The organism is Enterobacter sp. RHBSTW-00994, from assembly GCF_013782625.1.
In the GTDB taxonomy this organism is placed as follows: domain Bacteria; phylum Pseudomonadota; class Gammaproteobacteria; order Enterobacterales; family Enterobacteriaceae; genus Enterobacter.
The window spans coordinates 2807680-2822788 of the sequence record NZ_CP056199.1; the positions used below are offsets into that span (position 1 = coordinate 2807680).

At 53.6% G+C, this 15109-nt stretch carries 13 protein-coding genes; all 13 read right to left on the bottom strand.

From position 1 onward, the window contains the following. Nucleotides 1-5: 5 nt before the first annotated feature. The 13 genes from HV346_RS13485 to HV346_RS13545 all read right to left on the bottom strand — a co-directional run bounded on the left by HV346_RS13485 (nt 6) and on the right by HV346_RS13545 (nt 15093). A complete protein-coding gene (locus HV346_RS13485; RefSeq protein WP_181619844.1) occupies nt 6-449 on the bottom strand; it encodes a hypothetical protein in 444 nt (147 codons plus the stop codon). Between the two features lie 372 nt (nt 450-821). Beyond that, entirely contained in the window at nt 822-1214 is a 393-nt protein-coding gene (locus HV346_RS13490; RefSeq protein WP_181619845.1) for a flagellar protein FlhE, read from the bottom strand. Further along, nucleotides 1214-3292, bottom strand: coding sequence for a flagellar biosynthesis protein FlhA (gene flhA, locus HV346_RS13495; protein WP_181619846.1), 2079 nt, complete (start codon nt 3290-3292; stop codon nt 1214-1216). The genes HV346_RS13490 and flhA overlap by 1 nt, the downstream gene beginning before the upstream one ends. Then, nucleotides 3285-4433, bottom strand: coding sequence for a flagellar biosynthesis protein FlhB (gene flhB / locus HV346_RS13500; RefSeq protein ID WP_181619847.1), 1149 nt, complete (start codon nt 4431-4433; stop codon nt 3285-3287). The genes flhA and flhB overlap by 8 nt, the downstream gene beginning before the upstream one ends. 179 nt (nt 4434-4612) lie before the next feature. Continuing rightward, on the bottom strand, nt 4613-5257 hold the full coding sequence (gene cheZ, locus HV346_RS13505) for a protein phosphatase CheZ (RefSeq protein ID WP_181623780.1): 645 nt from the start codon (nt 5255-5257) through the stop codon (nt 4613-4615). A gap of 10 nt (nt 5258-5267) precedes the next feature. Continuing rightward, nucleotides 5268-5657, bottom strand: a complete 390-nt coding sequence (cheY, locus tag HV346_RS13510) for a chemotaxis response regulator CheY (RefSeq protein ID WP_095282410.1) — start codon at nt 5655-5657, stop codon at nt 5268-5270. Between the two features lie 16 nt (nt 5658-5673). Then, entirely contained in the window at nt 5674-6723 is a 1050-nt protein-coding gene (locus HV346_RS13515) for a chemotaxis response regulator protein-glutamate methylesterase (RefSeq protein ID WP_166711579.1), read from the bottom strand. Further along, nucleotides 6720-7589 carry a protein-glutamate O-methyltransferase CheR gene (gene cheR, locus HV346_RS13520; RefSeq protein ID WP_181619848.1) on the bottom strand — a complete coding sequence of 290 codons (870 nt, stop codon included), beginning with the start codon at nt 7587-7589 and terminating at the stop codon, nt 6720-6722. The genes HV346_RS13515 and cheR overlap by 4 nt, the downstream gene beginning before the upstream one ends. A gap of 19 nt (nt 7590-7608) precedes the next feature. Then, nucleotides 7609-9210, bottom strand: coding sequence for a methyl-accepting chemotaxis protein IV (tap, locus tag HV346_RS13525; RefSeq protein ID WP_181619849.1), 1602 nt, complete (start codon nt 9208-9210; stop codon nt 7609-7611). 44 nt (nt 9211-9254) lie between these two features. Then, nucleotides 9255-10922 carry a methyl-accepting chemotaxis protein II gene (tar, locus tag HV346_RS13530; protein WP_181619850.1) on the bottom strand — a complete coding sequence of 556 codons (1668 nt, stop codon included), beginning with the start codon at nt 10920-10922 and terminating at the stop codon, nt 9255-9257. 84 nt (nt 10923-11006) lie between these two features. Beyond that, nucleotides 11007-11975: a spore coat U domain-containing protein gene (locus HV346_RS13535; RefSeq protein ID WP_249415091.1), complete on the bottom strand. Its 969-nt coding sequence runs from the start codon at nt 11973-11975 to the stop codon at nt 11007-11009. After that, nucleotides 11972-14356 (bottom strand): fimbria/pilus outer membrane usher protein, encoded by a 2385-nt coding sequence (locus tag HV346_RS13540; protein ID WP_181619851.1) that lies wholly within the window; start codon nt 14354-14356, stop codon nt 11972-11974. Before HV346_RS13540 ends, HV346_RS13535 begins: the two co-directional genes overlap by 4 nt. Next, on the bottom strand, nt 14332-15093 hold the full coding sequence (locus HV346_RS13545; RefSeq protein ID WP_181619852.1) for a molecular chaperone: 762 nt from the start codon (nt 15091-15093) through the stop codon (nt 14332-14334). Before HV346_RS13545 ends, HV346_RS13540 begins: the two co-directional genes overlap by 25 nt. Nucleotides 15094-15109 lie beyond the last annotated feature (16 nt).

The window sequence follows — 15109 nt, forward strand, 5'->3', positions numbered from 1 at the left end:
GTTATCTACAGTAAAACTCTCTTCTCCAGTCGAATTGCAATCAAAAATGAACCGATTTTTGTAACCTCAGAAAGTAACAATAAAACTATCGCAACCACTATTTCACCGGGCGCAATAGACTTAACTAACCACGGTAAAAAAGTGACAGAAGGTATCACAAGCAACAGGCGCAGTGGGGTCTGCGCCACGACCACGCAGAAAACCCGATCCCAGCATAAAAAGAGGAGTAGAGCAGAAAAAACAATCGACAGCGTTGTGAGCATTGATAAAACAAATATAGTAACCAGTAAATAACTGCTGCCATGATCAGAATATATATTTGTAAAATTTAAAATATCATCGACAAAAGGAACTTGTTTCTGTGCAATTTTATACCAAAAGTAGTGTGCTATATATAAAGCATCCATCCCTCCCCAGAACATGCAGACCTTTCTGAAATTAATTTTCACCTGCGCTCCTTACGATAAGATAATGCATTCATAAAACCCGGGGCGGATGATGAATTCATCATTGCATTAAAAAATAAAGCTATCCGAGTGCGCAGTATAGGGTCCACACTGTCTTTTATCCAGCCAAAATCGCGCCACCGCTTAGTCATGCGGCATAATCTCTTTGTGACCAAGACTAAAAAGATCAAAGTGGAATGAATAAATAGAATCTTAATGAATAAAACGACAAAAAACATAATCTCTGCAAATATATTATATCCGCAGGTTACGACAAGAACTGAAGCAATAAAACAGAGAAAGGGATAAAGAGAAAAGCACACATGATTTGATGAACTGCAATGCCATTCCGTTTAAGTGAATGGCATTGGCCAGTTAGCGGTAGTTTACGATGACAGAATTGCTCTGTACTTTGAGCGCAGGGATCAGACGTCCTCCGCCAGGTACTTCCCAGACGAAGCGCAGCGGTTCAACAGCAGGTACGCCGTTGAACGCCTGGGTCGTTCCACTTTCACCATCAATCTCTGTGCAGCGGGTCTGAGAACATAAACGTACCAGCAACCCGGCAGGCGTTGGACCATTCAGTTGATAACGCCAGACCACCAGCGTCATCAAACCTGAAACGGGTTCAGATGCTGCGAGAGGACGTGACGAGGCAGACACTCCGCGATTATTCAGCGTGATGCCAATACTGCTGGCCTGCCACATTCCATCACCCGCGGCTTGCGCCGCCAGCGGAAACAGCACTATCCATAACCACTTGCGCATTATTTCCCTCCGATTGTCGCCGTCATACGAATATGACGATTATCCGACAGTTCCATATTTGACAACACCACCAGTTGCGTCAGGCTACGACGCAGGAAGCGGGACAGTAACGGACGTAACGCGTGGTTTACCAGAAGAACCGGTGGTGCGCCCAACATCTCCTGACGCGCCAGCGCTTCCTGAGTTTGCGCCAGCAGACGATCGGCCAGACCCGGCTCCAGGCCGCCCCCCCCTTGCAATGCCTGTAGCAGCAAACGTTCCAGCGGTGTATCCAGGCCAATAACCTGAACTTCGCCATTTCCCGGGAACCACTGCTGGGTGATCGCACGTCCCAGAGCCACACGCACAACCGCCGTCAGTTCATGCGGATCGCTTTGCAGCGGTGCATGTTCCGCCAGTGTTTCCAGGATGGTTCGCATGTCGCGAATCGGCACTTTTTCGTCAAGCAGGTTTTGCAGTACCTTATGCAGGGTAGTTAATGTCACCACTCCCGGAACCAGATCTTCCGTCAGCTTCGGCATCTCCTGGGTCACACGGTCGAGAAGCTGCTGTGCCTCCTGTCGACCAAACAACTCGGCGGAGAATTGACCAATAAGGTGATTCAGATGTGTTGCCACGACGGTACTGGCTTCAACCACGGTATAGCCCTGGATTTGCGCCTGTTCCTTCAGCGCACTCTCGATCCAGATAGCCGCCAGCCCAAAGGCTGGGTCGACGGTCTGCTCGCCGGGAAGAGTCCCTGCGGCCGTACCTGGGTTAATGGCCAGCCAGCGACCTGGATAGGCATCACCACTGCCAATCTCTACACCTTTCATCAGAATACGGTAGCGCGCAGGAGGTAAATCCATGTTGTCACGGATATGGACTACTGGCGGTAAAAAGCCCATGTCCTGAGCGAATTTTTTACGGATACTGCGGATACGGCCCAGCAACTCCCCATCCTGCTGGAAATCCACCATCGGGATCAGGCGATAGCCCACTTCCATCCCCAGTGAATCCTCCAGTTGAACATCGTTCCAGGTCGCTTCTACCGCCTGAGTATTCTCAGGCATTTTTACCGGGACAGACTCAGCCACGGGTTTATTTTCGCGCCCGCGCATCCACCACGCCAGGCCAAGCAACGCAGCAGTAAACAGCAGGAAGACCAAGTTTGGCATTCCTGGAACCAGTCCGAGCAGACCTAAAACACCGGCTGACAACATCATCACGCGTGGGTTGCTGAAAAGCTGCCCCACCATCTGCTGGCCTACGTCCTGGTCGGTACTCACGCGCGTCACGATGACACCCGCGGCCGTCGAGATCACCAGCGCCGGGATCTGGGCGACCAGACCGTCACCGATGGTCAGCAACGTATAGCTTTCTGCCGCGTGCCCCATGTCCATACCGTGCTGCAGCACACCGACCAACAGGCCACCGACAACGTTGATCACCATGATCAGGATGCCCGCGACGGCATCACCACGCACAAACTTACTTGCACCATCCATTGAACCGTAGAAGTCAGCTTCCTGGGTCACATCGGAACGACGTCTCTTCGCTTCATCTTCACCAATCAACCCGGCATTCAGGTCGGCATCGATCGCCATCTGCTTACCCGGCATCCCATCCAGCACAAAACGCGCGCCAACTTCCGCAATACGTCCCGCACCTTTGGTGATAACCATAAAGTTGATGATGACCAGGATAACGAACACCACGATACCGATGGCGAAGTTCCCGCCCACCAGGAAGTGGCCGAAGGCTTCAACCACCTTACCTGCCGCGGCTGCACCCGTATGTCCTTCCATCAGGATGATACGCGTGGACGCAACGTTCAATGCCAGTCGCAACAACGTGGTAAAGAGCAAAATGGTCGGAAACGCTGCAAACTCCAGCGTACGCTGGGTGAACATCGCCACCAGCAGCACCATAATGGATAGCGCAATGTTGAATGTGAACAGCAGATCGAGGATGAACGCCGGTAGCGGCAGAACCATCATCGACAGAATCAGCAGGATAAGAATCGGCCCGGCCAGAACCTGCCATTGTGTCGATTTCATGTTGCCTGGCAGGCGCAACATTGCCAGCAGATTAGCCATCAGTATCCTTCTCATTCATAAAATCCAGCGCTTCAGGCACTGGAAGGTTCTCAGGTTTCACAGGTCGTTGACCGCCCGCTAAACGCCAGCGTTTCAGTTGCCATACCCAGGCCAGAACTTCCGCCACGGCAGCGTAAAGTTGTCCAGGGATCTGTTGTCCGATTTCCGCATGGCGGTATAACGCACGCGCCAGTGGCGGTGCTTCAAGAATCGGAACACGGTTTTCAGTTGCAATTTCACGAATGCGCAGCGCAATCAGTCCAGCCCCTTTGGCCACCACTTTTGGCGCACTCATTTTGTTTTCGTCGTATCGCAGTGCAACAGAATAGTGCGTCGGGTTGGTGACGATAACGTCCGCTTTTGGCACATCTTCCATCATGCGACGGCGTGCAGCAGCACGCTGCATCTGGCGAATACGCCCTTTCACGTGCGGATCACCTTCCATTTGTTTATATTCATCACGGATATCCTGACGGGACATTCGCAACTTCTTGATATGGGTATAAATCTGGAAGATAACGTCAAAACCCACCATCGGGATGATGCTGAGCACTACCAGCAACGCGCACAACCCTACCAGGTTCATGGCATTGCTCATGGCACTAAACGGGGATTCGCTCATCAGACGCATCATTTCAGGCCAGTTATGCAACAGATAAAAACCTGCCGCGCTGCCCATCAGCGTCGATTTGAGGATAGCTTTAACCAGTTCAGCCCCTGTCTGGGCCGAGAACATCCGGGCTATGCCGGGAAATGGGTTAAGCTTGGAAAACTTGAACTGCAGTGATTTGGCACTAAACACCAGGCCGCCCAGCATGATAGGCGACACAATCGCCACCAGAACGACCCCAACGATGAGCGGAAGTAATGCGATCATCGCGTCTTTAATTAACAGGATGATTTGACTAAGAATCAGATTCGGATCATTGACCATGCTGTGATCAAAACGCAGCCCAGCCGTCAGCATTCCCGCCAATCTTCGGGCGAGCGACTCCCCTCCCAACCAGATAATGCACACGCCTACAATCAGAATCAGCAGGGATGTCAGTTCTCGGGATCGGGGGATTTGCCCTTCCTCACGCGCTTTTTCAAGTCGGTGGGGTGTGGGGGCTTCTGTTTTGTCGTCGCTGTCTTCTGCCACAGTGCGCGCTCGCTGCCCATTACGTCACGCTTATCATGCCAGCCACGATAGAAACCAATGGCGGGAAAAGCCTGTCTATTCGGGCTCTTTTCGAGGTTTCTGGGGTGTTGAGTTGTCTTGAGATATTTGCGTTAGGGTATCCTCAGGCTGCTCGCGCAACCTGAGGATAAGACTCGCAATCAGAAACCGAGGCTGTCCAGCAGGTCGTCAACCTGGTCCTGGCTTGCCACAACTCCCGCTTTAGAGGCATCGAGCTGAGGGCCATTGAGCAGGCTTTCGTTCTCACGTTTAGGGCGTGCAGCAGGTTCCGGGATGTTCTCCAGCAGAACCATCAGCAACTGACGTTCAATCTCCTGGATCACGTCCATCATGCGCTTGATCACCTGACCGGTAAGGTCCTGGAAATCCTGCGCCATCATGATGTCCAGCAATTGCGCATTCGTGAAGCTGGTATGACCGGGAACATCACTCAGGAATTTACGCGTATCCGTCACCAGTTCGCGGGCATCAGCCAGCTCAATGGGGTTTTCGAACCACTCATCCCAGCGCTTGGTCAGGGATTTTGCCCCTTTTTCCATTTCATCCTGATGCGGTTGTGACGCTTCAACGCTATTCAGTGCGCGTTCAGCGGCCTGAGCGGTCATCTGTACAACATAATCGAGACGATCGCGTGCATCCGGAATCGCTTCTGCTGCCTCAGCAATAGCCTGATCCAGACCTAGCTCGCGCAGACTGTCGCGCAGCATGCGCGTCAGGCTACCAATGCGGGCAATAATGTCGCTGGGCGAATGTTCTTCAACGGGTTTCATAGCAGGTTGCATCATCATAACTACCTCACATGCCGAGTTTCTCGAAGATCTTGCCGAGCTTTTCTTCCAGAGTCGCTGCAGTAAATGGCTTCACCACATACCCGCTTGCGCCCGCCTGTGCTGCTGCGATGATATTCTCTTTTTTCGCTTCTGCGGTCACCATCAGTACCGGCAGAGAAGACATATTGCCGTCCGCACGAATGGTTTTCAGCAGTTCCAGACCGTCCATGTTAGGCATGTTCCAGTCAGAAATAACAAAACCAAAACCGCCAGCCTGCAGTTTGTTCAGCGCATCAACACCGTCTTCTGCCTCTTCAACGTTGTTGAAACCCAGCTCTTTCAGCAGGTTGCGAACGATGCGACGCATGGTGGAAAAGTCATCCACAACCAAAAATCTGAGCTCTTTGTCCGCCATAAAACTACACTCCTCTTTAAATACGTATTGCCTGTCCGGCACTGATTTTTGCCAACATCTGCTGGCTTACCTGGCTAAGATCGACCACTTCGCTCACGCCACCCATATTGATGGCCTCGCGCGGCATGCCGAACACCACACAACTTGCTTCATTCTGCGCAATGGTCCAGGCGCCCGCCTGGTGCATTGCTAGCATTCCGGCGGCGCCATCGTTGCCCATCCCCGTCAGGATCACCCCAACGGCGTTGCGCCCCGCGTGTTTCGCCACCGAATGAAACAGCACATCCACTGACGGACGATGCCGGTTAACCGGTGGTCCGTCATGAATTTTGATTTGATAGTTTGCGCCACTGCGCGCCAGCTCCATGTGCTTGTCACCTGGGGCGATATACGCATGACCCGGCAGAACGCGCTCGCCGTCTTCAGCCTCTTTCACGCTGATCTGACACAGCTTGTTCAGACGCTCCGCGAACGAGCGGGTAAAGCCTGGTGGCATATGCTGGGTAATAAGAATACCGGGACTTGAAAGCGGCAATGGCTGGAGTACATGACGAATTGCCTCTGTTCCTCCGGTTGACGCGCCAATGACCAGCAGTTTTTCAGAGCTGAGCAACGGCCCAGCTTTGAGCGTAACGGGAGCTGCCATCGGTTTATGCGCCGCCAGTTTTGCACGCGAGGCAGTACGGATTTTTTCCGCAATCATCTCGCTATACGCCAGCATTCCTTCACGGATGCCCAACTGCGGTTTGGTCACAAAGTCGACCGCCCCCAGTTCCAGCGCACGCAGCGTAATTTCTGAACCTTTACCGGTCAGCGATGACACCATCACGACAGGCATTGGCCGCAGCCGCATTAATTTTTCAAGGAAATCGATGCCATCCATGCGCGGCATTTCGACATCCAGCGTTAGCACGTCGGGGTTATATTTTTTAATTAAATCCCGCGCAACTAAAGGATCAGGCGCAGTTGCCACCATCTCCATATCGCTGTGGCTATTGATAATTTCCGTCATGATCTGACGCATCAGCGCTGAATCATCGACAGACAATACCCTGATTTTACTCATGCTTTTTCCTTACTCAGCGCATATACCGTTTGCCCACGCAGGCTAAACTCACGCACGAGGTTGCTGAAATTCTCCGAGTGCCCTGCAAACAGTAATCCGTCAGGCTTGAGCAGCGGAACAAAGCGGCGCAGGATGTCCTGCTGCGTCGTTTTGTCAAAATAGATCATGACGTTACGGCAAAAAATAGCGTCAAATGGCCCAGGCACGTTGTACTGCTTATCCAGCAGGTTAACGGGGGCAAATTCCACACAGTTCGCCAGCTCTTGTCTCACACGTACTAAACCTTCATGCGGACCCGTACCGCGCATGAAGTAACGCTGTAACTGCTGAGGTGACAGCGTTTTAAGTTCATCCTGGCGATACACCCCGTTCCGCGCTTTTTCCAGCACTTCAGTGTCGATGTCGCTGGCGTACACTTTCCAGCGACCAGGGGCCATACCTAACGTGTCGGCTAGCGTAATCGCCAGAGAATACGGCTCTTCACCAGTAGACGCCGCCGCACTCCAGACACGGTATTCACCACCGCTATGGCGGCGAGCATGATCCGCCAGTACCGGGAAGTGGTGACCTTCACGGAAAAAAGCGGTCAGGTTGGTCGTTAATGAGTTGATAAAAGCCTGCCATTCGGCGCTGTTCTGGTTCGCTTCGAGCATGCTCAGATAGCGGCCAAAATCATCCAGTCCAAGTGTGCGCAAGCGCCGAACCAGACGGTTGTAGACCATATCTCGCTTATGATCAGCAAGTACGATCCCCGCACGCTGGTAGATTAACTGACATATCCGACGAAAATGCGCGTCGGACAGCGCGAGGCGCTGTGTCATCTGCAACAGTAATGACGTTTGCCCTGAGGGCATTGGTGATGTCATAGCGCCTTCTTAATCACATTCAGGATACAACTGGCACGGCCTGCGACCGCCCGACTTCTGTTACTGCTTCAACATGCTCTTTCACATTAAATACCGCGACCAGTCCGGTCAGATGGTCTGCCTGATTCGCCAGTTGATCGGTGGCTGCAGCCGCTTCTTCGACTAACGAGGCGTTCTGCTGCGTCACCTGATCCATCTGGCTTACCGCCTGAGCAACCTGCTCAATCCCGCGGCGCTGTTCATCCGATGCAGAGGCAATTTCGCCCATGATGTCGTTCACACGGGTGACGGAGGTCACGATCTCAGTCATGGTTTGCGCGGCAGTATCAACCAGAGTTGATCCTTGCTGCACACGCGACACGGACTCTTCAATCAACACCTTAATTTCTTTCGCCGCATTCGCACTGCGGCTCGCCAGGTTACGTACTTCACCTGCCACAACCGCAAACCCACGCCCTTGTTCACCTGCACGTGCCGCTTCAACCGCCGCATTGAGTGCCAGAATATTGGTCTGGAACGCAATACCGTCGATGACGCTGATGATGTCACCAATTTTCTGCGAACTGGTGGCAATCGCATGCATGGTACTGGCAACGTGAGACGTCTGTTCGCCACCTTTCTTCGCAGTCTGCGCGGCCTGCTTTGACAGATCAGACGCCTGACGGGCATTGTCGGCGTTCTGGCTTACCGTCGCGGTCAACTGCTCCATGCTGGCCGCCGTTTGCGCCAGCGAAGCGGCCTGCTGTTCGGTACGTGAAGAGAGATCGTTATTGCCTGCCGCAATCTCAGAAATCCCCGTGTGCATGGCATAACTGCCCTGGCGCACATCTGTAACCGTTTCACGCAATGAGCCCTGCATTGCTTTCAGGCTGGCAAAAATGGCCGAAATTTCGTTTTTGCCATACACCGCCACCGGGCGCGCCAGATTGCCTTTCGCAATGCTGTCAAAATGGCTGCTGATAATGGCCAGCGGTTGCACAATCATTTTGCGCGACCAGAACAACGCCCCGCCGGTTAACAGTGCGGCCAGAATGACCACGACCGCGAAAATCACACCGGACATGTGGTAACTGCTGCGGCTGCCCTCACCTGCACGTTCAACAAACTGGTTAATATCCTGCTGCCACGCGTTGAAACTGCCATCGAACGCGGCCTGAGAATCCTGCACTGGCGCGGTCAGGAAGTCTGAAAGCTGGTTGTTCTCAAGCCAGGTCGCCTGGTGCTCCAGATCGCTGTGCCACTGGTCGAAATTCTTCTTCATGGTTGCCGTCAGCGCTTTCCCTTTTTCGCTGACAGCCTCTTGTGCGGTGAAGGCTTTAAACTGCGCATCGGCCTGCTTGAGGCTGTCACGCGCAGTCACCATCAGCGCTTTAATATCATCCGGCGGATAACTCAGGGCGGTTAAGGTCCCTGCCTTATTCAGCGCCGTACTTGCCTGCAATAAAACCGCTCGCGTTTGTGCCAGAGCGGAGCGCTGTTGATTACTCGCCTCGACTTCCTGCAAATTCTGATAGCCATCGCGAAACGCCCAAAAAGACAACCCGTTACTGCCAACCTGCAACACACCGCAAAGAATCAAAATCAAAAACAGTGTGGTCGAGATACGAATACGATTTAACATCCACGCTCCCATCAAGCGGCAAGCAGCCGCGGTTTAAATGTCAGTCAAAATGTTTCCCAGTTGTCATCTTGTCCGGTCGTCAGCGCACGGTTTTTTACTGCCACCGTCGCTGACGTCGCCTCGCTGTGTGTCAGACGAGAAGAGACCGTATTTGTAGGTTTTGAGATAAGACGAAATGCCGAGACGGCCATCTTCAGACGGCTCGCCTGGTCTTCCAGCGCAGCCGCCGCCGTAGCGGACTCCTGCACCAGTGCGGCGTTTTGTTGTGTAACACGATCCATTTCAGATACTGCCAGAGCGACCTGATCGATCCCCCGACTCTGCTCATCCGAGGCAGAGGCAATTTCACCCATGATGTCCGTAACGCGGGTGACCGCATTAACGATGTCATTCATGGTTTCTCCCGCACTTTCCACCAGCACAGAGCCAGTATCAACGCGCGAGACAGAGTCTTCAATCAGGGCTTTAATTTCCTTCGCGGCATTCGCGCTGCGGCTTGCCAGGTTACGAACTTCACCGGCCACCACCGCAAAGCCACGGCCCTGCTCTCCGGCACGTGCCGCTTCTACAGCAGCGTTCAGCGCCAGGATATTAGTCTGGAAAGCAATTCCATCAATCACACTGATGATGTCAGCGATTTTCTTCGAACTGTCGGCAATTTCATGCATGGTTTTCACCACGCCATCCACCACACGACCACCACGCTGCGCCGTCTCTGAGGCGCTTTCTGCAAGCTGAGACGCCTGGCGGGCATTATCGGCGTTCTGTTTCACCGTCGCGGTCAACTCTTCCATACTGGCGGCGGTTTCCTCCAGTGCAGAGGCTTGCTGTTCGGTACGCGAAGAGAGGTCGTTGTTACCCATCGCGATTTCGCTCGTACCGGTATAAATAGCATCCGACCCCTGACGCACATTCGCGACGGTATCAATCAGCGAGCCCTGCATATGGTGAACGCTGTTCGCCAGTTCGGTGATTTCGTTACGTCCGGAAACCGTCAGCGTTTTGGTCAGGTCGCCACTGGCAATTTCACGAATATGGGCGATAACGCGTCCCAACGGATTAAGCAGAATGTGGCGAATGCCATACCAGACGACGACCAGCACAATCACCAGCGCTAACGCCAGAACCGCCATCTGCCATTTGGCAAAAAGATAGTCATTTTGGCTGGCCGTAAATGCTGAGTGATATTGCTCGCTGCTGGCTTTCGCATACTCAGTCAGTGCCGCACCGAGGGCGTTTTGCATGCCTTGTGTAGGCTGGGCGAAATAGGCGTCAGTGTTCCCACTCTCCAGGAACTGGATCAGTTCCGTCAGACCGGCGAAGTAGGCGTTATATTTTTCGTCGATGTTTTGGCTCGCCTGCTCCATTGCAGGCTGTGGCGTACTCTTTTTGAAGGCGTCGTAATGTTTTGCGGCGTCTGCAAGGGTTGCGCGGGCATTTTTCAACAGATCCGTTTTTGCACTACTTTGCTGATTATTTGGATCCATCATCATGCGAGCAGAAGAACGGCTCAGGTTGATACGCGTTTGCAGCATCAAATCCCAGGTCGAGGTCAGTTCACTTTGCTGTAAGCGCAGTTCATTTGACGTGGCAAAACTGTCCTGATTGTTTTTTAACGACGAGAAAAACAATCCGCCGGAAATAAGCTGAAGAAGCGCGAAAATGACCAGCACCATCATAAGCATTGTGACAACGCGGATACGGTTCAACATACAACACCTTCTCATAGATTTATTAACGGTGTTATCGGCACAGACAGCGGGAACTTTACATTTGAGAAAGGGAAAAGCGTGGACTTAAAACGTAACGTCGACTATCAGGGTGTCACTGTAAGTTCCTGCAGGCGGCGTAGTCTGGCTGGTGAGAACTTTGGCGGTGTAGTTATAGGTGCGCAGTAATCCGTCTGCGCTGAGCTGTGATGATGCCGAGCTGGCCCAGCGCTCACCGCCACTTCCGCCCCATCGGTTAGAGGTGGCCTCTTTATAAATGTCGTAACTCATATAGTTACTGCCACTGGCCATCCTGCGCACGTTGTTCTGCGAATTCGCGCCATCATTAATACCAATGGTGTAGACGCTCCCTTTGGTGCATGTCACCGCAATCGCCTGCGAGATAACAGGAAAATTTTGGACCAGCGGCGCGCTATTAAAGCTCACATCAGGTGTTGTCATCGCACTGCAGTCGTTGGTCACGTTCATATCTACCGTGATGGTGGTGATGGATGTTCCGGTTTGTAAACCGGACAGGCATACGTTCAGCACGCCCACCGAACAGACACTGTAGGTAATACTCAACGTCAAGGTGACCTGGTACGGCCCTGCAGTGACGTTTTGTCCGGCCACAGTGCGGAAATAGAGAGGGATATTGTACTGCTTGCCTCCGATAAGATTTAACAATGTACTGCTGCCCCAGGTATAGGCTTTACTGATTTGCACTTCACTGCTGCTCGCACAGCCTGACAACCCACACAGCCGCGTTGGGATCACATCGGTGATCGTCGCATTGTCGGTGCGTTTCAGGGTGGCACGGCTATTGGCCGAAATCGTGGCTGATGTGTAGTTCAGTGTCACCGTATCACTGGTGAGCAGGTTGAGTAGCGCATCACATGCCACCACCAGCGTGCCGGTCGTTTCCACTTCCCCGGTTCCGCTGAGGGAAAATGACGGGACATTCCCGAATGACGCATTAACGGTACTGACGGTACACGCAGCCCAACTGCCGCAAGAGATCAGAAGCAGCATGAACATCAACCATGCGCGCTTCACTGCGCCTCCCGGCAGACCAGTGGACCGTAGGTTAAGAGTTTATGTTCAGGGTTAGCGCCAATGGTCAGAGTGGTCTTACAGTGCCTGCCCTCCGGGGTGGAGATATCCAGCGCGTTCACATCGCTGAGATTTTCCAGCCAGGCAATCCCGTCATACCCAACCACCGCGTTGCTACGCGAAACTCGCCTGACCTGGCTGCCAACCGGAATCGCATTTCCTTGCGCATCGTGCAGGATCACACTCGCCACCCGTTCCTGCGCCATCGGAAAGTCCACCAGATAACCACTGTGACGTCGAATCGCAATCCGGCGTTCGGTCTCTTTCAGCCGCGTATCGGCTGGCAGATTGAGGGTATCAATGCTGTAACTTGCCGGATAATAGGCTGATACCCCGCTCACGAGCAGGTAACCATTATTGTTGGTTTTACCTACAGGCTGGTTTTCATAGCTTACGGGAACATCCGGATGTCCATCAGTACTGATCACCACGAAGGCATCATTAATTTTGTTCGCGGCGAACAGTTCGCCGTCCATCAGCACAATGGCCCCCATCGCCTCGCCCCACCAGGTCATCATGTCCCGTTCGCCGTACCCACCTCCCTGGAGCTCAATGTGGTTATTCCGCCAGCCCAGCGTTCCTTGCTGATAGTTGCTCGACTGTGACTGGTTCGCCCAGGCCATATTCCAGCTCAGACCTCCTTCTGATGGCATAGAGTGGTTGTAGTTAATACGCTGTGTGTTGCCAGCGCCTGGCGTGTTTTCAAAGGTGATGGCGGCACTGTCACGCTCACCAAGCGGAACCTGCAAGGAGAGAGCAACAGTCCAGTCGCCGCGCTGCTGGTCACGACTGGCCGCCAGATAAATGCTGCTACTTCCCCATAAATTTCGGCTCCACGAGAGGTTGAGCAACTCCGTTTTTTGGCGGTCAAAGCTCTCAACGCCGATCCAGGCGGCGCCAATATTACCGAACTGGCCCAGGTTAAACGTCAGGGAGTACTGATCGGTATTACGACTCAGGCTGGCGATCGGTTTATTATTTTCATCGTAGACCGTAGGCTGGTCATACAATGCCAGGTGACCAAACCCGCGGTCACGCCGGGTATGTTGGGTACTCAGACTCAACTCGCTCGTGCTGTACTGGTATCCCCAGTTAATTTGCCCTCCATCGTCCCCACGCATTTTGCTGTGGCTATACGCGGTATTCACCACGCCAAAGCGGCCCAACTTAACCACTGCACCGCCCCCACCCAGCGCCAGTGCCTCTGCTCCTTCACCGTGACCTTCAAGCGTTAGCCAGTCGGTCACGCCATAGCGGTACGATCCGCTCCCCGCCGCCGGGCCATAGTCAAAATTTTTGATACCGTAATCACGGCGCAAACGGCCCAGAGTCACGGCGCCATCGCTGAGCCCCTGTTTGAGTAAATCGCTGGTCACATAAAAGGGTAACGTCGTGCTGACCTGACGACCCAACGCATCGGTGGTGATCAACACAGCATCGCCTGCTCCGTTTATATAGGGCAGATTAGTGAGCGTGAACGGGCCAGGCTGTAGCTGGGTCGATCCCGAGCGGTAGCCGTTGATGAAGAGATCCACCGACGTGGGAACAGCCGCTTCTCCTGAGAATTCCGGCAGCGGCCAGGTAACCAGATCGGGGCGCAGGGAGAAATCACGGCCATAACTGATTCCGCCCATACGCACGCTGGAGCTCCAGCTCAGGGCATCACTTATCACATCCCCAGCACTCCAGGTGATTGCATCGTCTTCATTCGTGATCATCAGGGTCGTGTCATAGCGAACATACCCTTCCTGCTGCCTACTGTTTCCGGCGAAGTTCTCCCGGGCATAGCCGGTCGAGGAGAGCGAACCATTTTCATTGAAATAGCGGAATTCGTGCCAGAGGGAAGCCTGACCGCCAGCGTGTTCGGTGTGGTTGGTATAAAGATCGTAGTTAAGCAGCGCACCTTTGCCGTAATGGGGTTTGCTCTGCATCGCTTGCCCGCTGAACGGCGTCACGCGTGACGGAACCCAGTTTCCCGGAACCGTCAACAGCAGGCGTTGCGCCGTGCTGTCATACGCCACTCGGACTTGCGAAAGCGTGGAGAGATTTACCTCACCTGGTGGCACATGCTCTGGTGGAAGTCCCGCGCGCAGCAGATCGGCACTGGAGATGAAGAACGCCCCGCTCCGCTGCGCAACCGGCGCAACCAACCCGGTGTCGTAGTGGTTAAGCACCACGGCCAGCTGGAATACCGCCTCGTCATTTATTGCCCGGGCATCCGGCGGTGGCGGTAAACTGTCATCACCGGATTCGGCCCAGGAGCTTGTACTGACGCAGAGCAGGATAATCATCACAGGTTTCAGTTGCCGGGCGTCGACTGCCATTGCGTGTCCCTGGCATTAATTTGTGCGCTCATCTGCTCCGGCTGATGTACACCTGCGGGTATCGGCCAACTGCGGGTACTGTCCGGCAGGACATATCCCAGCAATCCTTCTGCCAGCGCGCGTTTCCGGCCACCTTGACTCAACGTCACCTGGCTCAGCCTGACATGCACATCCCCCTGATTACGGACCTGTAATGCAGGTTGTCCCGCCTCCTGAATGATTCGCCAGCTCAATTTTTGCGTATCGGCCAGGGCATGGTGCGCCCCTTCTTTTATTGTCGGGATCCCCTGACCATAGACAAACAGTGGAATGGAATATCGCATTTGCAGTTTGAGACCAATTTCAGGTTCTGCTTTCGCGTCAGGCTGCGGAATTTCATCCACAATAATGCGGTAGGCTTGTTCAACGCCGATAGGGATGGTGGTCTGTTTGATCAACCGAATCAGCTGTTTGCTGCCTTTCGCTATCGTCACAATCGGCGGACTGGCAACCACATCCTGCTGTGCGGCGTAGCGTTCAAAGCCATTTTCCTGACGCCAGCGTACAATACGTACCTGCATCGTGGTCGCGCCACTGCCCTGGTTCTGGATCCATAATTCAGTCGCTTTGGTATCTGCCGACAACCAGGGGTCGATCGGCCATAACAGAATTGTCGCCGCGGCATTCGCATGGCCACTGATCACCCCGAAAATACCCCACAGGCCAAGTACAGCGTTTCGCACATAAGAGACCTTCATCGACCTTCTCCCTGAG